Genomic DNA, 21,598 nt, shown 5'->3' with positions numbered 1-21,598 from the left:
AGTAGGAGCATGGCTATCACAGAGCCGATGTTCCTCGCGCTGACGGCGCTCGCGGGCGAGCCGCAGCACGGCTACGGCATCGTCCAGGAGGTCGAGCGCATCTCCGGCGGCCGCGTCCAGCTCAAGATCGGCAGTCTGTACGGGGTGCTCGACCGGCTGGCCGCGCAGGGCCTGGTCGCGCTCGACCGCGAAGAGGTCCGGCAGGGCCGGCTGCGGCGCTACTACCGGCTGACCGACGAGGGCGCCGCCGCCCTCCAGGAGGAGGCCGCCCGGCTGACCGCCAACGCCGAAGCGGCCACCGTACGACTGCGCGCCCGCCAGGCCGGCGCCCAACCCGGCCTGAGCGCCCGGTTCGGCGCGAGCGCCCGGCCGGAAGCCCAGGCGACCGGTGGCAGGCGCCTGGGCTTCCTCTTCCCTCGCGTTCGCACGGAAGGTGCAGGATGAAGGACGTGCTGCTGGAGCAGCGCTACCGCGCGGTGCTGCGGCTGCTGCCGGAGAGCTACCGGCGCGAGCGTGAGGACGAGATGGTCGCGGCGTTCCTGGAGGCCGCGGGCGACGCGCCCGACGCCGGCAACCCGCGCCCCGGCTGGGGAGAGGTGGGCAGCGTGCTCGCGCTGGCGGTGCGGCTGCGGCTCGGCGGCCAGGACGCGCCCGCGCGGGCGTTCGCCCGGGGCGCGGCGGTGCGGCTGATGGCCCTGCTCGGCCTGGCGTTCCTCGCCGCGGTCTCGGTGCTCACCCTGGTCTACCAGGCAGGCGTGCAGGACGCGCTGCTCACCGGGGCGCCGCGCTCGACCGGCCGGCTGTTCCTCCTGCTGGACGCGGCCGAGTCGGGCTGCTGGATCGTGGCGTTCACGGCGCTGGCCCGCGGGCACTCCCGGGCGGCCGGGCGGGCCGCGGTCCTCGCCCTGGTCCCGGTCGCCGGGGCCACCGCCGTCCGCCTCGTCGAGATCCCCGCGCCCTGGCCGCAGACGTTCATGTGGCTCACCCTGACGACGGTCCTGGTGGTCGCGCTGCTGCTGGGCCACCACCGCGACGCCCGCCCGGCGACGCTGTCGTGGCGCCGGACGGCGGCCCCGCTCGTGGCGGGCGGCGTCGTGGGGGCCGTCCTGCCCGCCGTCTCGTGGACGTGGCTGCTGATGTGGGCGGACCCGATCGGGCTGGGCGTGGCGGCGCTGACGGCGGGCGCGGTGATCTGCGTGGTCCGCGGGTCGTCCGCGCCGTGGCGGCTCGCCCTGGCCATGCTGGCGGCGCTGCTCCTGGCGGCGCGGCTCATGGACCTGGTCGACGCGTACGGACCGTTCCTGACCACGGGTCTGGCCCAGGCGGCTCTCCTGGCGGTCCTGGCGGTCGGGCTCGGCGTCACGGGAAGGCGGGCGCTCCCGGCGGCGGTCTAGCCGGAGGCCCTCGCAAGATCTACCGTCCGCAGTATGGGCACACGCTCCACCTTCCTGCTCGATGTCCTGATGACGGAGTTCGGCGAATCGATCCAGCGCGACCCGTCCGCGTTCCGGCGCAAGTTCCGGAAGATGGCGGCCTCACCGTTCGCGTTCTACCGGGGCAGCGCCTGCCTGTTCTACGCGGACCTCACCTCCGGGTACGCCGACGAGGCGTACCTCGACCGGGCGACCAGCCGCGTGTGGATCCACGGCGACCTGCACGCGGAGAACTTCGGCACCTACATGAACGCCTCCGGGGTCCTGGTGTTCAACGTCAACGACTTCGACGAGGCGTACGTCGGCCCGTACCTCTGGGACCTCAAGCGGTTCGCGGCCAGCGTGGCGCTCCTCGGGTACGCCAAGGCGCTGTCGGACGAGGCCATCAGCGCGCTGGTCGGCGACTTCGGCGGCGCGTACCTCACCGAGCTGACCGCGATCGCGCGGGGCGGCGACGACGCCATCGGCTCGCTGACCCTGGACACCACCTCGGGGGTGCTGCACCGGGTGCTGCAGACGGCCCGGCTGCGGACCCGGGTGGCGATGCTCGACGTGGAGACCGTGGTCGACGACTACGAGCGGCGGTTCGCGTTCATGGAAGGCCGCGAGCCGGTCGCCGACGGGACGCGGCAGGCGCTGCTGGCCGCGTTCGAGGACTACCTGTCCACGCTGCCCACGCCCTCGAACCCGGTGGAGCACGTGATCAAGGATGCGGCGCTGCGCAAGGGCGTGGGCATCGGCTCGGCCGGGCTGCCGTCGTACAACCTCCTGCTGGAAGGCCGTTCGCAGGCGCTGGAGAACGACGTCATCCTCTACATGAAGCAGGCCCAGGTGCCGGCGGTGGCCCGCCACATCACCGACGAGAAGGTGACCCGCTACTTCCGGCATCAGGGGCATCGGACGGCGGAGTCGCAGCGGGCGCTGCAGGCGTACGCCGACCCGTGGCTCGGCTACACCACCCTGGACGGCGTGGGCCAGCTCGTCGCCGAGGTGTCGCCGTACTCGGCCGATCTCGACTGGGACGACGTGAACGAGCCCGCGGACCTGCACGCGATCATGCTGGATCTGGGGCGGGCGGTGGCGCGCATGCACGCGGTGGCCGACGACGAGTCCAGCCATGATCTGGTCACCTTCTCCACGGAGGAGGCGATCGTGGGCGTGGTCGGGGGCGACCATCCGGGGTTCATCGGGGCCTTGGTGGACTTCGCGCATCGGTACGGGGCCCAGGCCCGAGGGGATCACCAGCGGTTCGTGGACCTGTTCCGCAACGGCCGGCTGCCGGGTGTCTGAGCGCGCCGGGGATGGCGACCAACCGGTCGGTATGGCATGCTCCGGTCCATGACTCTGTTCTCGGTGGAAGGCAAGACGGCCGTCGTCACCGGCGGCTCCCGGGGTATCGGACGCATGATCGCGGCCGGGTTCGTGACGGCGGGCGCGAAGGTGATCATCTCCGCCCGCAAGGCGGCCGAGGTGGAGAAGACCGCGGCCGAGCTGGGCTGCACCGCCGTCGTCGCCGACCTGTCCACGCCCGAGGGGGTGGACGCGCTGGTGTCGGCCGTCGACGGGCCGCTGCACGTGCTGGTCAACAACGCGGGCGCCACCTGGGGCGCGCCGCTGGAGGAATATCCCGAGTCCGCCTTCGACAAGCTCTGGAGCATCAACGTCAAGGGCGCCTTCACACTCGTCCAGCGCCTGCTGCCCCGGCTGCGCGAGGCGGCGGGCGAGGACGACCCGGCACGGGTGATCAACGTCGGCTCGGTCGACGGGATCAGGGTGCCGGTGATGGAGACGTACGCCTACTCCTCGACCAAGGCGGCCGTGCACATGCTGACCCGGCACCTGGCCAGGCAGCTCGCCCCCGAGCACATCACGGTGAACGCCATCGCGCCCGGCCCGTTCGACTCCAAGATGATGGCCTTCGCCCTGAACGATCCCTCGACCCGGGCCTCGATCGCCTCCAACGTGCCCCTCGGCCGCATCGGGCGCCCCGACGACATGGCGGGTGCGGCGATCTTCCTGGCCTCGCGCGCCGGCGCCTATCTCACCGGGACCGTCATCCCGGTGGACGGCGGCATCACGGCCTAAAGCAGCTCACGCAGCGCGGCGGCGAACCGGGCGGTGGATCCGGGGGCCTGGCGCAGGTAGAGGTACGGCTCGGTCAGCTCCAGCTCGATCAGGGCCGGTTCGCCGCCGGGGAGCCGGACCAGGTCGACTCTGGCATACAGAAGGGGCTGTGGGATGGCGGCGAGCACCTTCTCGGCGAGTTCGACCTGGTCCGGGGCCGGTGTGCGCGGCTGCGCCCGGACGTTGTCCACGCCCGTCATGCCGGAGGCCAGCATGGGCGAGCGCCGGACGGCGTGGCTGAGACGACGGTTGAAGTAGAGCAGTGAGGTCTCGCCTTCCGATTCGACCATGTCGAGGTAGGGCTGGACCATGGGCGTGCGGCCGGCGGCTTCCAGCGCCGCGGCGCGGGCCGCGGCCTCGGCTCGGTCGGCGGTCCTGGTCGTGTCGCGGGCGCCCGCCGAGATCGCGGGCTTGACGACGTACTCGGCGTGGTCAGGCAGGTCGCGGGAGGACCAGTGGGTGGGCACGATCGGCACGCCGAGGTCGCGCAGATAGGTCTTGTCGGTGTTGGACTCCAGGACGGCGGCCGGGTTGAGCAGGCGGGAGACCCGCTCCACGCGGTGCGCCCAGGCCACGAACTCGGCCCTGCGGTCGAGGTAGTCCCACGTCGATCGGACGACGACGGTGTCGTAGGCGCTCCAGTCGGTCTCCGGGTCGTCCCAGCGCTCGGCACGCCCTTCGATGCCGGCCTCGCGCCAGGCCGCCAGGACGGGCTCGCGCTCGTCGTCGTGGCCTTCGGGGTCGTCAGAGGTGACGTAAGCACACAGAACCATCCGGCGATGGTAGCGCCCGCGCCCCCGGGCAGCGCGGGCGCCTCCACCTGCTAGTCGACCTCGACGCCGACGCGGGCCCAGCTGCGGTTGGTGGCCGTGACCGCGTTGCCGTTGATGTTGTTGACGTTGGTCGCGGCCCAGCCGCCGCGGTTGCTGGTGCCGACGTTGCTGAAGTTGTTGCCGGTCTGGGACGACTCGCTGTTGCGGCTGGCGTTGTCGATCCAGGTGTCGGCGTGAGCGGGCGCGGCCAGGAGGGCGACGCCGGCGGCGGTGAAACCGATGAGAGCGAGCTTCTTGATCATGTCTGTCGGGGTCCTTTCGGATCAGAAGAAGATGTAGGTCACGGCGGTGCTGCCGTTGACCGCCGTGATGGCGTAGCCGTTGAGGTTGTTGACGTTGACGGACCGGCCCCGGCCCTCGTTGGCCGCGCCGACACGGGAGAACGTGTTGCCGGCCTGCGACGACGAGGTGTTGGTGCTCCAGTTGTCCGTCCAGCTGTCGGCGTGCGCCGGTGCGGCCAGCACCGTGACGCCGACAGCCGCCGCCACCACGAAGCCCGTGGCGCACAGCTTCTTGATCACTTCAGCTCCTTCGCCAGTGTGAGGGCGTGGCGAACGCCCTCCTTGACCTGCCTTGACCCGAGGGGGTCAAAGCCAAAACGATCGTATAACTCAGCGTAGTGAATCAACAGCTTTGAGTGATCAGAAGATTATTCTGCCCTGACGCTGCCATGAGATGTCAGCGACCTCCGCCTACCGTCCCCGGGTGATCTATGAACTGCGCCGGTACACGCTCCGCCCCGGCCGGAGGGACACCCTGATCGAGCTGTTCGAGCGGGAGTTCGTCGAGACGCAGGAGGCGGCGGGCATGCAGGTCGTCGGCCACTTCAGGAACCCCGACGACCCCGACCAGTACCCCTGGTTCCGGGCATTTCCCGGCATGGAGGCCCGTAAGGCGGCGCTGACCGCCTTCTACTCGGGGCCCGTCTGGAAGGCGAACCGCGACGCGGCCAACGCCACCATGATCGACTCCGACGACGTCCTCCTGCTCCGGCCCGTCTCGGCGCCCGACGGCCCCGGCTGGTCCTGGCCTGGCCCCCTCACCGCCACCGGCCCGCGCCCGCCGGTCGGCGCCACCGCTCTCCCGGACTCCCTGTACGTGGCCACGATCTGTCACGTCGAGGACGGGTTCGCGGCCCACTTCGCCTCACAGGTGGCGCCCGGCCTGGTCGAGGCGGGTGCGCCGCCGATCGCCTGTTTCGTGACCGAGCCCTCGGCCAACACCTACCCGGCGCTGCCCGTACGCGAAGGGGAGAACGTGTTCGTCTGGCTGACGCGATTCGACCGGGCGGAGGACGACCTCGCGCCGTCCGTCCCCGACACCCTGCTGACGGCGCCCCCGCAACGCCTGCGCCTGTCCCCCGCCGCGCGCTCCACCCTGAGGTGAGCCCAGAGCCTGTGAACGGTGGGGTGACCTCAGAGGCCGTAATACCTGGGTGGGCTCAGAGGCCGTAACCCCTGGGTGACCTCAGAGGCGGTAACCCTGGGCGAGTCCAGAGGCCGTGAGCCCTGGGCGGGCTCAGAGGCCGGCGATGACCTCCGCGGCGGCCTGGCCGCAGACGCGGGCCGCGCCGTGCGTGGCGATGTGGACGGCGCCCAGGTCCGCGCGGTGCGGCAGGCCCATCTCCACCACGACCGCGTCCGGGCGGGCGCTGAGCAGGTGACGCAGCGCCTCGGCCTGCCACGGGTGCCGGTGGGCGTCGCGGACGACGATCACCATCGGGCGGCCCGCGATCCCGGCGAGCAGGTCCTCGATCGCGGCGCCGGTCGCCTCTCCGGCGGCGAACCTGGTCGCGGTGGTGCCCGGCAGCAGGGCGGCGAGCGGCGCGGCCACCCCCCACGGGGTGGCCTTGTCGATGGCCAGGTGCGTCTCGGGGGCGAGCTCCACGACGTGCGGCGCGGCGGTCAGCGGCAGCGCCGACGGGCTGGCCCGGCGCGTGACACGCACCGCCCGCCGCGCCGCCACCAGCCCGATCTCCCCGCGACCCGCCACCCCGCCGACCGGACCACCCCGCGCGCCCGCCGCAACGCCGCCCGCCCCGCCCACCGCGCCACCTACCGAACCGCCCGCCGCGCCACCTACCGCGCCGCCCACCGCGCCGCCCACCGAACCGCCCACCGAACCGCCCACCGAACCGTCCACCGCGCCACCTACCGCGCCACCTACCGCGCCGCCCACCGCGCCAGCTGCCGAACCACCCACCGAACCGCCCGCGCCGCCGACCGCTGTGCTGCCCGAGGAGGTGGTCCAGAGGGCCAGCTCGCGGACCCTGCGGGCGGCGTCGGCCAGCCTTTCCTCGGGCAGCAGCCCTTCCATCACCGCCTCGGCGATGGCGTCGCGCATCCCGGCGGCGGTGGCCTCGTCGAAGCTCTCGCCGCCGACGCAGATGGCGTCCGCCCCGGCGGCGATGGCGCGCGCGGCGGCCCCGCCGATCCCGTACGGACCCGACACGGCGGTCATCTCGATCCCGTCGGTGACGATCACCCCGTCGAAGCCGAGCTCCTCGCGCAGCAGCCCGGTGAGGACCTTCGGGCTGAGCGTGGCGGGCAGGTGCGGGTCGTACGAGGGCACCAGCAGGTGGCCCGTCATCACGGCCCGTACGCCCTCGTCGATGGCCGCGCGGAACGGCCGCAGCGCCGGCTCGATGTCGCCGCCCGCGACGACCGGCACCCCGTGGTGGGAGTCGACCGAGGTGTCGCCGTGCCCGGGGAAGTGCTTGGCGCAGGCGGCGACGCCGGCCGACTGCAGGCCGCGGACGAACGCCCGGGTGTGCCGGGCGACCAGGTCGGGGTCGGCGCCGAAGGCCCGCAGCCCGATGACCGGGTTGTCAGGATTGGAGTTCACGTCGGCGGAGGGCGCGAAGTTGATGCCGATCCCGGCCGCGGCCAGGTCCAGTCCCAGGTCCCGGGCGAGATCCTCGGTCAGGGCGGGGTCGTCCACGACGCCGAGCGCGTACCCGCCGGGGCGGCTGCTCCCGTCGGCCACCTCCAGCCTGGTCACCTCGCCGGTCTCCTCGTCGATGCCGACCAGCGCGTGCGGGTTCTCGGCGCGCAGCGCCGCCGTGAGGCGGGCCACCTGCGCGGGATCGGCGATGTTGCGGGAGAACAGCACCACTCCGGCCAGCCCGTCGGCGAGCCTGCGGCGCAGCCATTCTGGCGGCTCGTGCCCCGCGAAACCCGGCAGGAGGACGGCGTCGGTCAGGCGGAGGAGATCGCGGCTCGGAGGCATGAACCGCAATCTAATAGGAAAGTTTCTTATTTGCTAGAGGCGTTCCCGAACGTCACTCCGTCCCCCGGGATGACGAACTCCGCCACCGGCACCCGCGGCGCGCCCCGCCTGTCCACGTAGTCCACTCCCCGGTACGCGACCCGCAGCTCGTCCGGGCTCGCCACGCACGACAGGTAGCCGCGCCGGCCGTCGAAGAACCGCAGGTGCGGGTTGGCCCCCAGCACCGCCTGGCTGTCGGTCACCGGCGGCCGGCTGCTGATCGACGAGCACACGAACTCCGCCCCGACCGTCGCGGACGCCGGATCGAGGAAGTCGGCCTTGAGGTCGCCCGCCCACGCGTTGTGCACGTCACCACTGAACACCACCAGCCCCGCCGGCCCCGCCGCGGCCACCACGCGGTCCCGCTCGACCTGGTGCCCGTCCCAGGAGTCGGTGCGCAGGTTCGGCGGCGGGCCGGGGACGAAGCGGCGGCCGAAGAACAGCGGCTGCATCAGGATCCGCCACCGCACCGGGGTGTCGCGCAGCCGCGTCATCAGCCAGCTCTCCTGTTCGGCGCCGAGCAACGTGGTGGCGGTGCGGTGCTGCCGCGCGTCCAGCACCATGAAGTCGGCCACCCTGCCCCAGGTGCGCCTGCGGTACATGCGTAAGCCGCCGCCCTCGGGCCGCACCCGGATCGGCAGGTGCTCGTAGTACGCCTGGTAGGCCGCCGCCCGGCGGCGCAGGAAGGCGGCCGAGCCGTCGCCGGCGCCCCGGTAGTTGTCGAGCACCTCGTGGTCGTCCCAGGTCGTCACCCACGGCGCCGCCGCGTGCGCGGCCCGCAGGTCGGGGTCGGTCTTGTAGCGGGCGTAGCGGTTGCGGTACGCGTGCAGGGTCGAGGCGGCGCCGGCCTGGTCGGTACGGCGCACGTACGAGCCGGCCTGGCGTGACTCGTAGATGTAGTCGCCCACCTGGAACACCACGTCCGGCCGCTCGTCGGCCAGGTGGCGGCAGGCCGTGTAGTACCCGTGCTCGTACCGCTGGCAGTTGGCCACCGCGAAACGCACCGCCCGGGTGGCCGTCTCCTCGTCGGCGGTCCTCGTACGGCCGACCGGGCTGAGATCCGTGCCCGAGCGGAAGCGGTAGAAGTAGTCGGCGCCGGGTCGCAGCCCGTCCACCCGCACGTGCACGCTGTGCGCCCAGGCGGGCAGGGCCTGGGCGGTGCCCTCGCGGACGATCCTGGTGAACGCCTCGTCCTCGGCGAGCTGCCAGCGCACCGGCATCGCCCTGGGCGGCATGCCGCCGGGTCGGGCGGGGTCGGGATGGAGGGGGTCGACGGCCAGCCTGGTCCAGAGGATCACGCCGTCAGGGAGCGGCTCCCCCGACGCGACGCCCATGGTGAACGGGTTTGCCATGTGTTCATCGTGAGGCAGAACCGCTGGATAATGGCGGAGTCGGCGGATCGAACCGTTCACCAAGCGCTTGGTCGAGGGCGCATAATGGTGACCGTGACAACGCGAAAGAACTCCGGCGGCACCACCACCCAGGCGAAACGCCCCGGCAACGCCTCACCGGGGGTGGCGTCCGAGCGCCGCGAACACCTCGTGAAACTCGCCGCGGAGCTCTTCGCGCGCAAGGGTTTCCAGGCCACGACAGTCCGGCAGATCGCCCAGGAGGCGGGCATCCTCTCGGGGAGCCTGTACCACCACTTCGACTCGAAGGAGGCGATCGTCGACGAGGTGCTCTCCACCTTCCTCGACGATGTCACCGCCCGCTACCGCGCCGCCGTCGCGGGCGGCTCCGACCCGCGCACGGTGCTGACGGAGATGGTCCGCATCGGGTTCGCCACGCTGGAGCCGCACCGCGCCGCGATCACCGTGATGCAGAACGACTGGAACTACCTGCGCCAGTTCGAGCGCTTCAACTACCTGGTCAAGGCCGAGGACGAGGTCGAGCAGATCTGGGTGTCGCAGATCAGGGCCGGCCAGGCGGCCGGGCAGCTCCGCGACGACGTCGACCCCAAGCTGACCTACCGGATGATCCGCGACACGATCTGGGTGGCGGTGCGCTGGTTCCGCCCCGACGGCAGGCTCGACACGGGCGAGCTGGCCGAGCACTTCGTCACCGTCCTGTTCGACGGCCTGGCCACCGGCGAACGGATGTCGCAGCGGGCATGAGCCTGACCGAAGAGGTGCGGCTGGCGCTGCGCAAGGCGGCCGAGCCCGAGAAGGCCGCCGTCATGCAGGCCTACATGAAGTCGTCGATGCCCTTCCTCGGCGTCCAGGCCGGGCCGCGGCGGGCGGCGCTCAGGCAGGTCTTCGCCGCCCGTCCCCTGGAGACCGCGCCCGAGTGGCGGCGGACCGTGCTGCGGCTGTGGCGCGAGGCCGAGTTCCGCGAGGAGCGCTACGCCGCGATCGAGTTGACCGGTTTCCGCCTCTACCGCGACTTCCAGACGCTCTACACGGTGCCGATGTACGAGGAGATGATCGTCACCGGCGCCTGGTGGGACCTGGTGGACGAGCTGGCCACGCACCGCGTCGGCGGGCTGCTGACCGCCTTCCCCGAGTCGATGCGGCCGCTCATGCTGGAGTGGGCGCACGCCGACGACCTGTGGAAACGGCGCACGGCGATCCTCTGCCAGAACCGTTTCAAGTCCCGCACGGACACGGCGCTGCTCTTCGCCTGCATCGAGCCGAGCCTCTCGGACAACGACTTCTTCGCGCGCAAGGCCATCGGGTGGGCGCTGCGCGAGTACGCCAAGACGAACCCGGACGAGGTGGTCCGTTACGTACGGGCGAAGGGCATCTCCGGCCTGAGCCGGCGGGAGGCCTTGAAGAACCTCACCTAGCCGAAGAAGATCACCTGGTCCACAGCGCGTCCTGCATCGCCTGCACCAGGGCCAGCAGGTCGTTCGTGACGCGCTCGCCGGACCAGGCCAGCGCGTAGGTGATCCGGAGTTCGGCGCCCTCCAGCGGCACGAACACGACGTCGTCCCTGCGCACGCTCCTGACCAGCAGGTGCGGGATCGGCAGCACCCCCGCGCCGGCGGCCACCAGGTCGAGGGCGGCGGCGAAGTCGTCGTCGGGCACCATCCGCGGATGTCCCGGCAGGCCCTCCCACCGCCGCCCGCCGGGCGTCAGCACCACGAGCCCGGCCAGCTCGCCCGGCCGCGCCCCGCCGGCGCGCGCGGCCAGGCGGTGGGCGGGCGGGACCGCGACATGGTCGACGGTCACGTGGAAGCGTGCGGCGGTGACGAACCGGGCCGGCGCCGGGGTGGCGAGGATGGCGGCCGACACCTCGCCCGCGTCCAGGGCGGCCGCGGCGGCGGCGCGGCCCGCCGGGCGGAGCTCGACCGACACCGAAGGGGTGCGGGCGGCCATCCGCCTGGCGATGCGGGCGGCCAGCGGACCGGCCAGCGGTGGATAAGCCAGATGAATGACCGGCCGGGCGAGCCGGGACGCCTCGGCGGCGAACGCGGCGGCCGACTCCAGCACCTGCTCCGCGTACGGCAGCAGCGCCGCCCCGGCCGCCGTCAGCCGCACCGTACGGGCGTCGCGGTCGAAGAGGCGGACACCGGTGGCGCGTTCGAGCCGGGCGACGGCCTGGCTGATGGCGGGCTGGGACATGCCCAGGTCGGCCGCGGCCCCGGAGAAGCTGAGCCGCGCCGCCACCCGGGCGAAGCACCGGATCTCCCTGGCCATAAGCGTCACGAATAGATGATGCAGCAGGCGGCCGAGGCCGTGCACGATGCCCGGACGTTCGCGATCAGTTGAGGAGTCTCGATGCCCGCTTTCCCGCAGTCCACCGTGCTCGGATATCCGAGGATCGGCCCCCGCAGGGAGTTGAAGCGCGCCCTGGAGTCCTACTGGGACGGCCGGTCCACCAGGGACGAACTGGAGGCGGCGGGCGCCGCGATCCGGGAGTCGACCTGGGGCACGCTGGCCGGGCTGGGCCTGGAGGGGCTGCCGTCGAACACGTTCTCCCTCTACGACCAGGTGCTGGACACGGCCGTGCTGCTGGGCGCGGTGCCGGAGCGCTACCGGCGGGCCGCGGACCCGTACTTCGCGATGGCGCGGGGCACCGAGGGGCTGGCCCCGCTGCGGATGACGAAGTGGTTCGACACGAACTACCACTACATCGTGCCCGAGATCGGCCCGGAGACGGTCTTCGCGCTGGACGCGGCCAAGCCGCTGGGCGAGCTGCGGGAGGCGCGGGCGCTGGGGTTCGAGACCAGGCCGGTGGTGATCGGGCCGGTGACGTTCCTGCTGCTGTCGGCCGATCCGGAGGCGGCGCTGGCGCGGCTGGACGACGTGCTGGCCTGCTACGAGGAGCTGCTCGGGACGCTCGCGGCCGAGGGCGTGGCGTGGGTGCAGCTCGACGAGCCGGCGCTGGTGGCGGACCGGACGCCGGAGGAGCTGGCGGCGGTGCGGACGGCCTACGACCGGCTGGGGCGGGCGACGGCCCGGCCGGGGCTGTTCGTGGCCTCGTACTTCGGGCATCTCGGCGAGGCGCTGCCGGTGCTGGCGGCGACGCCGGTGGAGGCCGTCGGGGTGGACCTGGTGCGCGGCGGCCTCGACGGGCTGGCGGCGCTGGCCGGCAAGACGGTGGTGGCGGGCGTGGTGTCGGGGCGGGACGTGTGGCGCACGCCCCCGGCGCGGGCGGCCCGCGCGCTGGCGGCGGTGCGCGCGTTCGCGGGCGAGGTCGCGGTGAGCACGTCGTGCTCGCTGCTGCACGTCCCCTACGACGTGGCGGCCGAGCCCGACCTGGACCCGGCGCTCCGGGGCCGCCTGGCCTTCGCCGAGCAGAAGGTGGCGGAGGTCGTGGCGCTCGCCCGTACGGCCCCGGCGGCGGATCCCGGCGAGAGCCCGTCGGCGGGCGCGGCGCGGGAGCCGGACACCGGCGCCGTCAGCGTGCGGAGCCCGTACGAGGTACGGGCGGCGGCGCAGGCCGAGCGCCTCAAGCTGCCGCTGCTGCCCGTCACCACCATCGGGTCGTTCCCGCAGACCGGCGAGCTGCGGGCGGCGCGAGCGGCCGTGACGGCGGGGGCACTCGGCGTCGAGGAGTACGAGCGCCGGGTGGCGGACGAGATCGAGCGGGTCGTCCGCCTGCAGGAGCGCCTCGGCCTGGACGTGCTGGTGCACGGCGAGCCCGAGCGCAACGACATGGTGCAGTACTTCGCCGGGCACCTCGACGGCTTCGCGGTGACCAGGAACGGCTGGGTCCAGTCGTACGGGTCGCGCTGCACCAGGCCGCCCATCCTGCACGGGGACGTGGCGCGGCCGGAGCCGATCACCGTGCGGTGGGCCGCGTACGCGCAAGCGCTCACGGACCGCCCGGTCAAGGGCATGCTGACCGGGCCGGTGACGATCGTGGCCTGGTCGTTCGTCCGGGACGACCTGCCGCTGCGCGAGGTGGTGCGCCAGGTGGCGGACGCGGTCCGGGAGGAGGTGCGCGACCTGGAGGCGGCCGGGGTGCCGATCATCCAGGTGGACGAGCCGGCGCTGCGCGAGCTGCTGCCGCTGCGCCGCGCGGACCAGGCCGGCTACCTGGAGTGGGCGGTGGCCGCGTACCGGAGGGCGACCTCGGGAGCGGGCGACCACACCCAGATCCACACGCACCTGTGCTATTCGGACGCCGACCAGATCCTGGCCGCGATCGACGGGCTGGACGCGGACGTGACCACGATCGAGTCGGCCCGGTCGGGGGCCCGGATCCTGGGCGCGGTCGGGTCGTTCGGGCGCGGGCTGGGGCCGGGCGTGTACGACATCCACTCGCCGCGCGTGCCGGACGCGGCCGAGGTGGAGGGCCTGCTGCGGCGGACGCTGGCGGCGTTGCCGGCCGAGCGCGTCTGGGTGAACCCGGACTGCGGGCTGAAGACCCGCACCTACGAGCAGGTGGAGACGGCGCTGGCGAACGTGGTGGCCGCCGCCGCCGGGCTGCGCGCCGGGCTCAGCCGGTGAAGGTCCACTCCAGGTGGGCCAGGGCGGCCTCGGCGTAGCGGGGCGGGCCGGTGCTCAGGCCGTAGGCGAGGTCCTCGATGAGGGCGCAGCGGGCGTAGAACAGCGCCCGCCGCCGGTCCTCGCCGTCGAAGGGCCCGTCGTACGAGGCGAGGATCAGGTCGAAGACCTCCGGCCCGAGGTCGCGGTAGAGCTTGGCGAAGTCGTGGGCCGGGTCGGTGACTGCGGCGTCGGTCCAGTCGATGACGCCGGTCAGCGTGCTCGTCTCGGGGTCGGCCAGGAGGTGCTCGGCGCCGAGGTCGTTGTGGCAGAAGCGGAGCGTCCGCGGCTCCGGCGGCGGCTCGGCCGCCAGGAACCGCTCGACCAGGGGCCGCTGCTCCGCCGGCACGTGACCTTCGACGTCGCGGTAGTCGAGCTGGGCGTCGTGCAGCAGGGTCGGCGCCGGATAGACGTCGGGCGGCGCCAGCTCGCGCACCCGCTCCGGCGGGACGGCGTGCAGCGCGCCCAGCAGCTTGCCGAGCGGCTCGGCCAGCCGCTTCGGGTCGGCCACGGGGTGCTGGTCGAGCGGCTGGCCGGGCAGCGCGTGGTAGGCGATGACGCCCGCCCGGTCGTCGGCGAACAGCACGTCGGGCACCCGCACCGCGACCAGGTCCTTGACCGTGGCCAGCAGCGCGACCTCGCGCCGGACGGCGGCCGGGTCGGAGACCCGGGCGCGGACGATGAGCTCCCCGTTGACCAGGTGGACGGTGTTGTCCACGCCATGACCCGCGGGGACGACGGTGCGCACCTCGTAGTCGGGGAGGTGGCGGGCCAGCAACGCGCGGATGTCGCCGATCACATCCTGAAGCGTAGGCCCACCGCCCCCTCCGCGCGAGGTGTTATGCGTGAGGCGCTTACTTGAGCGCCCCCGCCGTCAGCCCGGCCTGGATCTGACGCTGGAAGACCGTGTACACCACCAGCATCGGCAGGATGGCCAGGGTCAGCGCCGCGAACAGCGCCGCCCAGTCCTGGTCGTAGCCCGCCGCGGTGGAGATGTCGGCGATGCCCTGGGTCAGCACCCACTTGTCGCGCTCCTGCAGCAGCACCAGCGGGAGTTGGTACTGGTTCCACTGGCCGAGCACGTTGAAGATGGTGATGCTCACCAGCCCCGGCTTGGCCATCGGCAGCATGATCTGGAAGAACACCCGGGTGTGGGAGGCCCCGTCGACCCTGGCCGCCTCCGCGACCGCCGTGGGCAGCGTACGGAAGAACGCCGACAGGAAGAACACGGTGAAGGGCATCGAGTACGCGATGTACACGAGCACCAGCCCCGCGTGCGTGTTCAGCCCGATGAACGGCCCGACCAGCGGGACGTTCCCCATGTTCTGCACCACGAAGAAGAGCGGCGTCAGCGCCAGGTAGACCGGGAAGGCCAGGCCCGACACGAACAGCAGGTAGACGGCCCGGTTGCCGCGGAACGGGTAGCGGGCCAGCACGTAGGCGGCCATCGATCCGACCAGCATCGTGCCGAACGTGCTGAACGACACGACGAGGACGCTGTTGAGCATGTACTGCCCGATGTGCGCCTGTTCCCAGGCGCGGGCGAAGTTGTCCCAGTGCAGGGTGGCGGGGAGTGACCAGGCGTCGCCGAAGATCTCGTCCTCGCTCTTCACCGAGGCGAGGAACGTCCACAGGATCGGCACCACGGTCAGCACCGTCCACACCAGCAGGGCGACGTGGGTGAGGATCGCCAGCGGGCCGAGCTGCCTGCGGCGTTCGCTGCGGGCCAGCCGGCGCGAGTTCGCGACCGTCCACGAAGTCGTCATCTCTCAGTACTCGATTCGTTCACGACGGGACAGGCGCAGCGACAGGATCGCGAAGCCGATGGTGAAGAAGAACATCACGACGCCCAGCGCCGAGGCGTAGCCGAAGCGGAAGTACCCGAACGCGTTGCGGTAGATCTCGGTGGCCATCACGGTGGTGGAGAAGTCGGGACCGCCGTGCTGATCGGTCATGACCCACACGATCGCGAACACGTCCAGCGCCAGGATGCCGAGATAGACCCAGGCGACCTGCACGGTGTCCCAGAGCAGCGGCAGCGTGACGCGGAAGAACAGGCTGAACCGGCCGGCCCCGTCGATCTGCGCGGCCTCGAACATGTCGCGCGGGATCGACGCCAGCCCGGCCGAGAACAGCACCACGTAGAACCCGACCGCCTGCCACACCATGACGCCCAGCACCGACCAGAACGCGACGTCGGGGTCCGACAGGAAGCCGATCGGGCCCATCCCGAGCGCCATCAGCGGCGCGTTCAGCATGCCGCTGTCGTCGGGCCGGAACACCTGCTGGAACAGCACCGCGACCACCGTCACGGCGAGCACCTGCGGGAAGAAGAACACCACCCGGTAGAACTTCGACCCGGCCACGCCCGCCACGCCCTGCCCCTCGCGCCCCACGTTGATGAGGAACGCGAAGAACAGGGCGATGACGATCGTCAGCAGCGGCAGCAGCACGAGCAGCGCCGCGTTGTGGGTGACCGCCTTCCAGAAGATCCCGTCGGCGAACAACCGGATGAAGTTGTCGAAGCCGATGAAGTTGGGCGTGGCGGTCACCCCCCGCCAGTCGGTCATCGCGATGTAGAACGCCTGAAGGTAAGGCGAGATCACGTAGACCAGGTAGAGCGTGACGGGCGCCGCCAGGAAGGACAGGATGAACAGGCCCCGGCGGTACGTGTGGAACATCAGCGCTTGTACTTCTTGATCGAGGAGTCGGCCTTGATCTCGTCCGCCTTCTTCTGCAGCCGCTCGGTGAACTCCTTGGCGGTGACACCGCCGCTCATGAGCTGCCCGGTCGCGGCGATCGCCTCGTCGTGGAGCTGGGCGTACCACTGACGCCACCGGAAGTAGACGGTGTTGGAGCCGGCGGCGGCGAGCGCGTCCGTGGCACTCTTGGCCCCCGGCGTCAGGTCGCGGCCCTCGCCCGCGCCCTTGACCACCGACACGGTACGGACGAGCTCGCTGAAGTCGCCGGCCGCCTTCTTCGACAGCATCGCGCGCAGGTACTCCATGCCGCCCGGCGGGTTGGGGCTGCGCGACGGCACGATGAACGTCTCGCCCGGCCGGGTGTGCAGGGTGCCGTACGGCAGCTTGTCGGAGCCGGTGAAGTCGGGGATCGGGAACATGCCGTACTCGAAGTCGTCCGGCGTGGTGGTCTTCTGCTCGTTCTCCAGCCAGGAGCCCGACGGCAGCATGGCGACCTGGTACTTGTTCTGCGCGGTCTGGGTCTGCACGTGGTCGAGACCGGCGGTGCCCTCCATCAGATACTTGGCGCCGACCTCGGCCCACGCCTCGGCGGACTGCAGCACCGGCTCGGCGGTCCAGGCGCCGTCCTCCAGGTTGTCGAGGTTGACCAGCACCTCGCTGCCGCCGATCTTGCCGGCCATGGTGAGCAGCGGCTCGTACAGGTACTGCGGGTGCTTGCCCGCGTACGTGAACGGCGCCATCTTGCCCGACTTCTTGATCGTCTCGCACAGGGCCAGGAACGCGTCCCAGGTCTTCGGCACCTCCCAGCCGTTGTCGCGGAACGCCTTCTGCGAATACCAGATGCCGTGGATGTAGTTGACGTAGCCGAGGGTGAAGAACTTGCCGTCGTAGGTGCCGAAGTCGATGACGGCCGGGTCGAGGGTGTCCCTGACCTTGACGTTCGGGTCGTCCCAGCTCGGCGCGTCCAGCAGCGGGCCGAGGTCCTGGAGCTGGCCGTCCTGGGCGAGCGCGCCCATGTCCATGGCGTTGGCGCCGGAGTTGTCGATCACCTCGGGCGGGTTGCCGCCGGCGAAGCGCGGCTGCAGGACCTTGGTGATCTCCTTGGTGGCGTTGTTCTTGACCTCGATGTCGGGATATTTGGACTTGAACAGCGGCTGGTGGATATCCGTGGCGTACTGGGTGCCGAAGCCGCCGTCGAAGATCCACACCTCCAGCGGCTTCTTGGCGTCCACGCCGAACGGGTTGGCCGCGCTCGTGGCCGCCGGCGCGGCGGACGAGGTGGGGGCCTGGGCCTGCGGGGTGGCGCACGCGGCGAGCGTGCCGGCCATCGGGACGAGGGCGGCGGCGCGGAGGAGTCCGCGCCGGGTGATCTGGGGGGTGTTCTCCATGGTCCTACTCCTGACTTGTCGGGCTCAACGTCGAATGCGACCTGCGTACCGGCTCTCCAGGGCTCTGTTGTGCTCGTCGCCGCCGGCCACGTTGGCCGACAGGTAGATCGGCGGCGTCTCGCCGAGCGCCGTCAGACGCTCGACCGTCTCGGTGACCATCAGCTGCGCGAGCAGCGCCGAGGTGATGGTGGAGACGGCGCCGTAGCTGCCGCCGCCGGGCAGCTCCAGCACCGCGTCGCCGTACGGGGCGCCGTTGTCCAGCACCACGTCGGCCAGGTCGAGCAGCTTGCCGCCCGAGGGATGGCGGGAGGTCATCCGGCCGCTGTGCTTGACGGACGTGATCGCGACGAGCGGATGGCCGCGCTCCTTGACGAGCCCGGCCAGCTCGACCACCGCGCCGTTCACGCCGGAGCTGGAGATCAGCACGAACGCGTCACGCGGGTCCACCGGCGCCAGCGCGTAGATCCGGTGCGCGATCGCCGGATCCCGCTCCAGCTCCGGGGTCAGCACGCCCGGCGGCTCTCCCCCGTACAGGACCAGATCCCTGGGCGAGAGCCGGTTGCTCGGCACCAGCCCGCCCGCCCGGCCGGCGATCTCCATCGCGATGGCCTCGGAATGGCCGGAACCGAAAGCGTTTACCACACCGCCCGCGCGAAGCGCCGTCATCAAGATCTCGGCCGCCCGCCCGACCGGCTCCGCCTGGCTCTCCGCGACCTCACGGGCCAGTTCCAGCGCCACGGTTGCGTACGTCATTCAGCCTCTCTCCACCCGGTGACTCTCCACGGCCGCGATCGTCAGCTCGAACGCCTCGTTGGTGCGCTCGTACGTCCGCTGCGCGACCGCCACGTACACGGTGTCCAGCACGAACAGCTGGGAGTGGACGGCGGCCAGCCCGCCGAGCCGGAACGTGGTCTCCCTGCTGGCGGTGGTCAGCACCAGCTCGGCCAGGTCCGCCAGCGGCGAACGCGCGAACGAGGTCACCGCCACGGTCAGCGCCCCGTGACCGCCGGCCTCGGCCAGCGCCTCCATCACCTCGCGGGTGCGCCCCCGGTGGCTGATGCCGATGGCCACGTCGCCGGGGCGCAGCAGCGCCGCCTCCGACAGGGCGACGTGCGCGTCGTACGCGCTCCAGCACGGGATGCCGATCCGGCGCAGCCGGCCCTCCAGCATGGTCGCCACGTTGCCGCTGGTGGAGACGCCGACCAGGAGCACCCGGCGGGCGGCCACCACGGCGTCGGCGACCTTCGAGACCACCTCGGGATCGAGCTGGGCGGCCGTGTCCTGGATGAGCCGGGCGTCGGCGGCGGCGATCACCTCGATGGCCGCGTCGATCGGGTCGTCCGGGCCGATCTCGTGACCCACGCCCGCACCCCACCCGGCCTGCGCGGCCCGGCCGGTCTCGGTGGCCAGCGCCACCCGCAGCTCGGCGTAGCCGGAGAAGCCGAACGCCCGGCAGAACCTCGTCACGGTCGCGGGCGAGCTGCCGGACCGCTCGGCGAGCGCGATGATCGTCGACCGCGCGGCCTCGGCGGGGTCGTCGAGGATCACCTCGCCGACCCGGCGCAACGCCTCGGGCAGAGCGGGGAGCTCGGTCTCGATGCGGCCCAGGGCACCTGGAGTCACGAATATTCCTTCCGAACATTCGGTCTTTCGGCGAAAATTATTCTTGCTTACTGGTCACGTCAAGACCCACAATCTGATCGTGACACTTTCGCTCGTGGTCGGGGTCGACGCCGGTGCCACCTCCACCCGCGTGGCGGTCCACACGCTCGACGGCGTCCGGGTCGGGTACGCGCGAGCGGGCGCGGGCAACCCGACCGCGCACGGCCTGGACAAGGCGGTGGCCGCCATCACCGGCGCGCTGCGCGAGGCCCTGTCCGGCCACGACGGCTCCCGGGTGGTCGCCTCACGCGCCGGGGTCGCGGGACACGTCGAGCGCATGCTCCCCGAGCTGGACAAGTCCTGGGCCGACCTGGGCATCCCGTCGGGCCCGCGGATCACCGCCGACGTCGAGATCGCCTACGCCGCCGGCACCCCCTCGCCCGACGGCTCACTCCTGCTGTCGGGCACCGGCGCCGTCGCGGCCGCCATCAGGTCACACCGGATCGACCGGATCGCCGACGGGCTCGGCTGGCTGCTGGGCGATCTGGGCTCCGGCTTCTGGATCGGCCGCGCCGCCGCCCGGCACGCCGCCGCCGCCCTCGACGCGTCCTCCCCCGACATGGTTTTCCCCGACGAGCTGACTGCACTGGTGCTGCGGCACTTCCTCGGCGACACGCGCGGGGCCACCGCGCGTGACACCGCCGACCGGTTCGTCCGCCTCGCCCAGCGTGACCACATGCGGCTGGCCGAGCTCGCCTCCCCGGTGAACCGCGCCGCCGCCGACGGCGACCCCGCCGCCCTGGCCATCACCCGCCAGGCCGCCGACCACCTGGTCTCCACGGTCCGCCGGGTGCACGTCTCAGGGCCGGTGGTCCTCGCGGGCAGCGTCCTCACCAACGACGGCCCCGTACGCTCCCGCGTCCTGGACCTGCTGGCCGGCGAGCAGGTGCGCACGGCGGGCGACGCGGCGGGCGCGGCGGCCTGGCTGGCGGCCCACGACCACCTGCCGGAGGAGAGCGCGGCTTCGGTGCACGCCGCCTTCACCGGCCCGTGAACGCCGCACTCACCGGTCCGTCAGGAAGAGCCCAGCTGGTAGAAGTCACTCACCGCGTCCAGATACCGAGCAACAGTGTCCAGATCGTCCGGGCTGAACTGCGCGCTGAGGGCGTCGAACTCCTGATCCGTCTTGCCGTAGAGCACCCGTAGCGGGGCGATGCGTTCCGGCACCAACTCCAGGACGGTCTTGCGACGATCCGACGGGTCGGGAGCGCGACGCACGTAACCGGCGGCTTCGAGACGGTCGATCAGCTTGGTGACGGTGCTCGTGGGCATCCCGGTGGTGTCGCTGATCTGACGCGGCGTGCGCACGTCATCGCGCAGCACGAGAAGGTGCAAGGTCTGCAGGTCGGTGACGAGCAGACCGTGGGCACGCGCGACCCTCTCGTTGCCCAGCACCGCTGCGACAAGCTGCCGCTGCAAGGCCTGACGCACCCGAACGACCGGATCGCTCTCCACCGCGCGACCTCCATCCCTGATATCATCCCGATACGGGACTATCCCTTATCGGGAATGTGAGTTTAGCAGAGCTCGGTTCCCGACGAGCGAGGAGGCACACTTGAGGATCTTGGTCGCCGGAGCCACGGGCACCGTGGGACAGCACGTCGTCACCCAGGCACTCGCCCGCGCGCACGAGGTCACCGCCGTCGCTCGCCGACCAGAGGGACTGACCACCGCGCATCCTTCTCTCCAGATCGTGGCGGCAGACATCCTGGACGTCGAGGCGGTCGCCCCACTGCTGGCAGGAGTGGACGCGGTGATCAGCACGGTGGGAATCGGCACCTCGAAGCAGCCCACCACCTTGTACTCGCAAGGCACTCGCAACCTGGTCGACGGCATGAGCGCGCACGGAGTGCCGCGGATCGTGACCATCTCCTCAGAGGTCGCCGACCACTGGGCACACCAATCCCCGTTCAAGCTCTGGGTGCTCCTGCCGTTGTTACAGCGATTCCTCGGCGCCACGTACGACGACATGCGCCGCATGGACATCGTCCTCTGGGAGAGCGCCGCGCAGTGGACGACGGTACGGGCGCCGCGCATCCGCGACCGCGCAGGCACCGGCGGTTACCGCATCGGCACCGCCGCACCCCTGCGGCGAGGATTCAGCATCACCGCACCCGACATGGCCACCGCACTCCTGGACATCGCCGAACGAGACGACCTGGGCCGGCAGTTCGTCTTCGTCGCGAACTGACCGGTCGCCCGAAGCCGAGGCAGCGCGGCGGCGCGTGCCCGTGCCTGCTGACCGGCGAGCCGGCG

At 71.9% G+C, this 21,598-nt stretch carries 23 protein-coding genes; 10 read left to right on the top strand and 13 right to left on the bottom strand.

What is annotated here, in order from left to right:
- Positions 1-9: 9 nt before the first annotated feature.
- Genes ACGFI7_RS11090 through ACGFI7_RS11075 form a run of 4 tightly spaced genes read left to right on the top strand, consistent with a single transcriptional unit; the run spans position 10 to position 3,518 of the window.
- Positions 10-444 (top strand): PadR family transcriptional regulator, encoded by a 435-nt coding sequence (locus ACGFI7_RS11090; RefSeq protein ID WP_393402172.1) that lies wholly within the window; start codon positions 10-12, stop codon positions 442-444.
- Positions 441-1,394 (top strand): hypothetical protein, encoded by a 954-nt coding sequence (locus ACGFI7_RS11085; protein WP_393402170.1) that lies wholly within the window; start codon positions 441-443, stop codon positions 1,392-1,394. The genes ACGFI7_RS11090 and ACGFI7_RS11085 overlap by 4 nt, the downstream gene beginning before the upstream one ends.
- 33 nt (positions 1,395-1,427) lie before the next feature.
- Positions 1,428-2,723 (top strand): DUF2252 domain-containing protein, encoded by a 1,296-nt coding sequence (locus ACGFI7_RS11080; protein ID WP_393402168.1) that lies wholly within the window; start codon positions 1,428-1,430, stop codon positions 2,721-2,723.
- Between the two features lie 48 nt (positions 2,724-2,771).
- Positions 2,772-3,518, top strand: coding sequence for an SDR family oxidoreductase (locus tag ACGFI7_RS11075; RefSeq protein WP_393402165.1), 747 nt, complete (start codon positions 2,772-2,774; stop codon positions 3,516-3,518).
- Here ACGFI7_RS11075 and ACGFI7_RS11070 read toward each other — a convergent pair.
- From ACGFI7_RS11070 to ACGFI7_RS11060, 3 genes are read right to left on the bottom strand one after another with little or no spacing between them, the layout of a single operon-like run.
- Entirely contained in the window at positions 3,515-4,330 is an 816-nt protein-coding gene (locus tag ACGFI7_RS11070) for a RimK family alpha-L-glutamate ligase (RefSeq protein ID WP_393402163.1), read from the bottom strand. The genes ACGFI7_RS11075 and ACGFI7_RS11070 overlap by 4 nt on opposite strands.
- Before the next feature lie 50 nt (positions 4,331-4,380).
- Positions 4,381-4,632, bottom strand: a complete 252-nt coding sequence (locus ACGFI7_RS11065; RefSeq protein WP_393402161.1) for a hypothetical protein — start codon at positions 4,630-4,632, stop codon at positions 4,381-4,383.
- A gap of 21 nt (positions 4,633-4,653) precedes the next feature.
- Positions 4,654-4,911: a hypothetical protein gene (locus tag ACGFI7_RS11060; protein WP_393402159.1), complete on the bottom strand. Its 258-nt coding sequence runs from the start codon at positions 4,909-4,911 to the stop codon at positions 4,654-4,656.
- Positions 4,912-5,095: 184 nt separating this feature from the next.
- Between ACGFI7_RS11060 and ACGFI7_RS11055 the strand changes: the two genes are divergently transcribed.
- Positions 5,096-5,776, top strand: coding sequence for an NIPSNAP family protein (locus ACGFI7_RS11055; protein WP_393402156.1), 681 nt, complete (start codon positions 5,096-5,098; stop codon positions 5,774-5,776).
- Positions 5,777-5,908: 132 nt separating this feature from the next.
- Here ACGFI7_RS11055 and ACGFI7_RS11050 read toward each other — a convergent pair whose 3' ends face one another.
- On the bottom strand, positions 5,909-7,618 hold the full coding sequence (locus ACGFI7_RS11050) for a glycoside hydrolase family 3 protein (RefSeq protein WP_393402153.1): 1,710 nt from the start codon (positions 7,616-7,618) through the stop codon (positions 5,909-5,911).
- Positions 7,619-7,644: 26 nt separating this feature from the next.
- On the bottom strand, positions 7,645-9,009 hold the full coding sequence (locus tag ACGFI7_RS11045; RefSeq protein WP_393402150.1) for an alkaline phosphatase D family protein: 1,365 nt from the start codon (positions 9,007-9,009) through the stop codon (positions 7,645-7,647).
- Positions 9,010-9,093: 84 nt separating this feature from the next.
- On the opposite strand from ACGFI7_RS11045, the gene ACGFI7_RS11040 reads away from it, so the two are divergent.
- Both ACGFI7_RS11040 and ACGFI7_RS11035 read left to right on the top strand, forming a co-directional pair.
- On the top strand, positions 9,094-9,771 hold the full coding sequence (locus tag ACGFI7_RS11040; RefSeq protein ID WP_393402145.1) for a TetR/AcrR family transcriptional regulator: 678 nt from the start codon (positions 9,094-9,096) through the stop codon (positions 9,769-9,771).
- Complete coding sequence (locus ACGFI7_RS11035) at positions 9,768-10,442, top strand: DNA alkylation repair protein (RefSeq protein WP_393402143.1); 675 nt, start codon at positions 9,768-9,770, stop codon at positions 10,440-10,442. The genes ACGFI7_RS11040 and ACGFI7_RS11035 overlap by 4 nt, the downstream gene beginning before the upstream one ends.
- Before the next feature lie 10 nt (positions 10,443-10,452).
- Here ACGFI7_RS11035 and ACGFI7_RS11030 read toward each other — a convergent pair whose 3' ends face one another.
- Entirely contained in the window at positions 10,453-11,295 is an 843-nt protein-coding gene (locus tag ACGFI7_RS11030; protein ID WP_393403886.1) for a LysR family transcriptional regulator, read from the bottom strand.
- Between the two features lie 81 nt (positions 11,296-11,376).
- Here ACGFI7_RS11030 and metE point away from each other — a divergent pair, with 81 nt between their 5' ends.
- Complete coding sequence (metE, locus tag ACGFI7_RS11025; protein WP_393402140.1) at positions 11,377-13,554, top strand: 5-methyltetrahydropteroyltriglutamate--homocysteine S-methyltransferase; 2,178 nt, start codon at positions 11,377-11,379, stop codon at positions 13,552-13,554.
- Here the strand turns inward: metE and ACGFI7_RS11020 are convergent.
- From ACGFI7_RS11020 to ACGFI7_RS10995, 6 genes are read right to left on the bottom strand one after another with little or no spacing between them, the layout of a single operon-like run.
- A complete protein-coding gene (locus tag ACGFI7_RS11020) occupies positions 13,544-14,389 on the bottom strand; it encodes a phosphotransferase family protein (protein ID WP_393402137.1) in 846 nt (281 codons plus the stop codon). The genes metE and ACGFI7_RS11020 overlap by 11 nt on opposite strands.
- Positions 14,390-14,444: 55 nt before the next feature.
- Positions 14,445-15,356, bottom strand: coding sequence for a carbohydrate ABC transporter permease (locus ACGFI7_RS11015; RefSeq protein ID WP_393402134.1), 912 nt, complete (start codon positions 15,354-15,356; stop codon positions 14,445-14,447).
- Between the two features lie 3 nt (positions 15,357-15,359).
- Positions 15,360-16,271, bottom strand: a complete 912-nt coding sequence (locus ACGFI7_RS11010; protein ID WP_393402131.1) for a carbohydrate ABC transporter permease — start codon at positions 16,269-16,271, stop codon at positions 15,360-15,362.
- Complete coding sequence (ngcE, locus tag ACGFI7_RS11005) at positions 16,271-17,680, bottom strand: N-acetylglucosamine/diacetylchitobiose ABC transporter substrate-binding protein (RefSeq protein ID WP_393402129.1); 1,410 nt, start codon at positions 17,678-17,680, stop codon at positions 16,271-16,273. Before ngcE ends, ACGFI7_RS11010 begins: the two co-directional genes overlap by 1 nt.
- A 24-nt stretch (positions 17,681-17,704) precedes the next feature.
- On the bottom strand, positions 17,705-18,433 hold the full coding sequence (locus ACGFI7_RS11000) for a sugar isomerase domain-containing protein (protein ID WP_393402126.1): 729 nt from the start codon (positions 18,431-18,433) through the stop codon (positions 17,705-17,707).
- The gene (locus ACGFI7_RS10995; RefSeq protein ID WP_393402124.1) at positions 18,434-19,303 is read right to left on the bottom strand and encodes a MurR/RpiR family transcriptional regulator; all 870 of its coding nucleotides are present in this window, start codon (positions 19,301-19,303) and stop codon (positions 18,434-18,436) included.
- Between the two features lie 79 nt (positions 19,304-19,382).
- Here ACGFI7_RS10995 and ACGFI7_RS10990 point away from each other — a divergent pair, with 79 nt between their 5' ends.
- Positions 19,383-20,336: an N-acetylglucosamine kinase gene (locus tag ACGFI7_RS10990; protein ID WP_393402121.1), complete on the top strand. Its 954-nt coding sequence runs from the start codon at positions 19,383-19,385 to the stop codon at positions 20,334-20,336.
- Positions 20,337-20,356: 20 nt separating this feature from the next.
- On the opposite strand, the gene ACGFI7_RS10985 is transcribed toward ACGFI7_RS10990, so the two are convergent.
- Positions 20,357-20,797, bottom strand: coding sequence for a MarR family winged helix-turn-helix transcriptional regulator (locus ACGFI7_RS10985; protein ID WP_393402119.1), 441 nt, complete (start codon positions 20,795-20,797; stop codon positions 20,357-20,359).
- 100 nt (positions 20,798-20,897) lie between these two features.
- On the opposite strand from ACGFI7_RS10985, the gene ACGFI7_RS10980 reads away from it, so the two are divergent.
- Positions 20,898-21,533 carry an NAD(P)-dependent oxidoreductase gene (locus ACGFI7_RS10980; protein WP_393402116.1) on the top strand — a complete coding sequence of 212 codons (636 nt, stop codon included), beginning with the start codon at positions 20,898-20,900 and terminating at the stop codon, positions 21,531-21,533.
- The last annotated feature ends 65 nt before the right edge of the window (positions 21,534-21,598 follow it).

Origin of the sequence: Nonomuraea sp. NPDC048826 (assembly GCF_043198225.1) — a bacterium.
Lineage (GTDB): Bacteria > Actinomycetota > Actinomycetes > Streptosporangiales > Streptosporangiaceae > Nonomuraea.
The sequence above is the reverse complement of the archived record's forward strand: the minus strand, read 5'-3'. Positions and strand labels throughout refer to the sequence as shown.

Excerpts from the sequence above, each read along its gene's own strand:
- ACGFI7_RS11075 (WP_393402165.1), top strand. The coding sequence starts at position 2,772 with ATGACTCTGTTCTCGGTGGAAGGCAAGACGGCCGTCGTCACCGGCGGC.
- ACGFI7_RS11050 (WP_393402153.1), bottom strand. The coding sequence starts at position 7,618 with ATGCCTCCGAGCCGCGATCTCCTCCGCCTGACCGACGCCGTCCTCCTG.
- ACGFI7_RS11030 (WP_393403886.1), bottom strand. The coding sequence starts at position 11,295 with ATGGCCAGGGAGATCCGGTGCTTCGCCCGGGTGGCGGCGCGGCTCAGC.
- metE (WP_393402140.1), top strand. The coding sequence starts at position 11,377 with ATGCCCGCTTTCCCGCAGTCCACCGTGCTCGGATATCCGAGGATCGGC.
- ACGFI7_RS11040 (WP_393402145.1), top strand. The coding sequence starts at position 9,094 with ATGGTGACCGTGACAACGCGAAAGAACTCCGGCGGCACCACCACCCAG.
- ACGFI7_RS11010 (WP_393402131.1), bottom strand. The coding sequence starts at position 16,271 with ATGTTCCACACGTACCGCCGGGGCCTGTTCATCCTGTCCTTCCTGGCG.
- ACGFI7_RS11070 (WP_393402163.1), bottom strand. The coding sequence starts at position 4,330 with ATGGTTCTGTGTGCTTACGTCACCTCTGACGACCCCGAAGGCCACGAC.
- ACGFI7_RS11080 (WP_393402168.1), top strand. The coding sequence starts at position 1,428 with ATGGGCACACGCTCCACCTTCCTGCTCGATGTCCTGATGACGGAGTTC.
- ACGFI7_RS11000 (WP_393402126.1), bottom strand. The coding sequence starts at position 18,433 with ATGACGTACGCAACCGTGGCGCTGGAACTGGCCCGTGAGGTCGCGGAG.
- ACGFI7_RS11035 (WP_393402143.1), top strand. The coding sequence starts at position 9,768 with ATGAGCCTGACCGAAGAGGTGCGGCTGGCGCTGCGCAAGGCGGCCGAG.
- ACGFI7_RS11090 (WP_393402172.1), top strand. The coding sequence starts at position 10 with ATGGCTATCACAGAGCCGATGTTCCTCGCGCTGACGGCGCTCGCGGGC.
- ngcE (WP_393402129.1), bottom strand. The coding sequence starts at position 17,680 with ATGGAGAACACCCCCCAGATCACCCGGCGCGGACTCCTCCGCGCCGCC.
- ACGFI7_RS11065 (WP_393402161.1), bottom strand. The coding sequence starts at position 4,632 with ATGATCAAGAAGCTCGCTCTCATCGGTTTCACCGCCGCCGGCGTCGCC.
- ACGFI7_RS11085 (WP_393402170.1), top strand. The coding sequence starts at position 441 with ATGAAGGACGTGCTGCTGGAGCAGCGCTACCGCGCGGTGCTGCGGCTG.
- ACGFI7_RS11045 (WP_393402150.1), bottom strand. The coding sequence starts at position 9,009 with ATGGCAAACCCGTTCACCATGGGCGTCGCGTCGGGGGAGCCGCTCCCT.
- ACGFI7_RS11015 (WP_393402134.1), bottom strand. The coding sequence starts at position 15,356 with ATGACGACTTCGTGGACGGTCGCGAACTCGCGCCGGCTGGCCCGCAGC.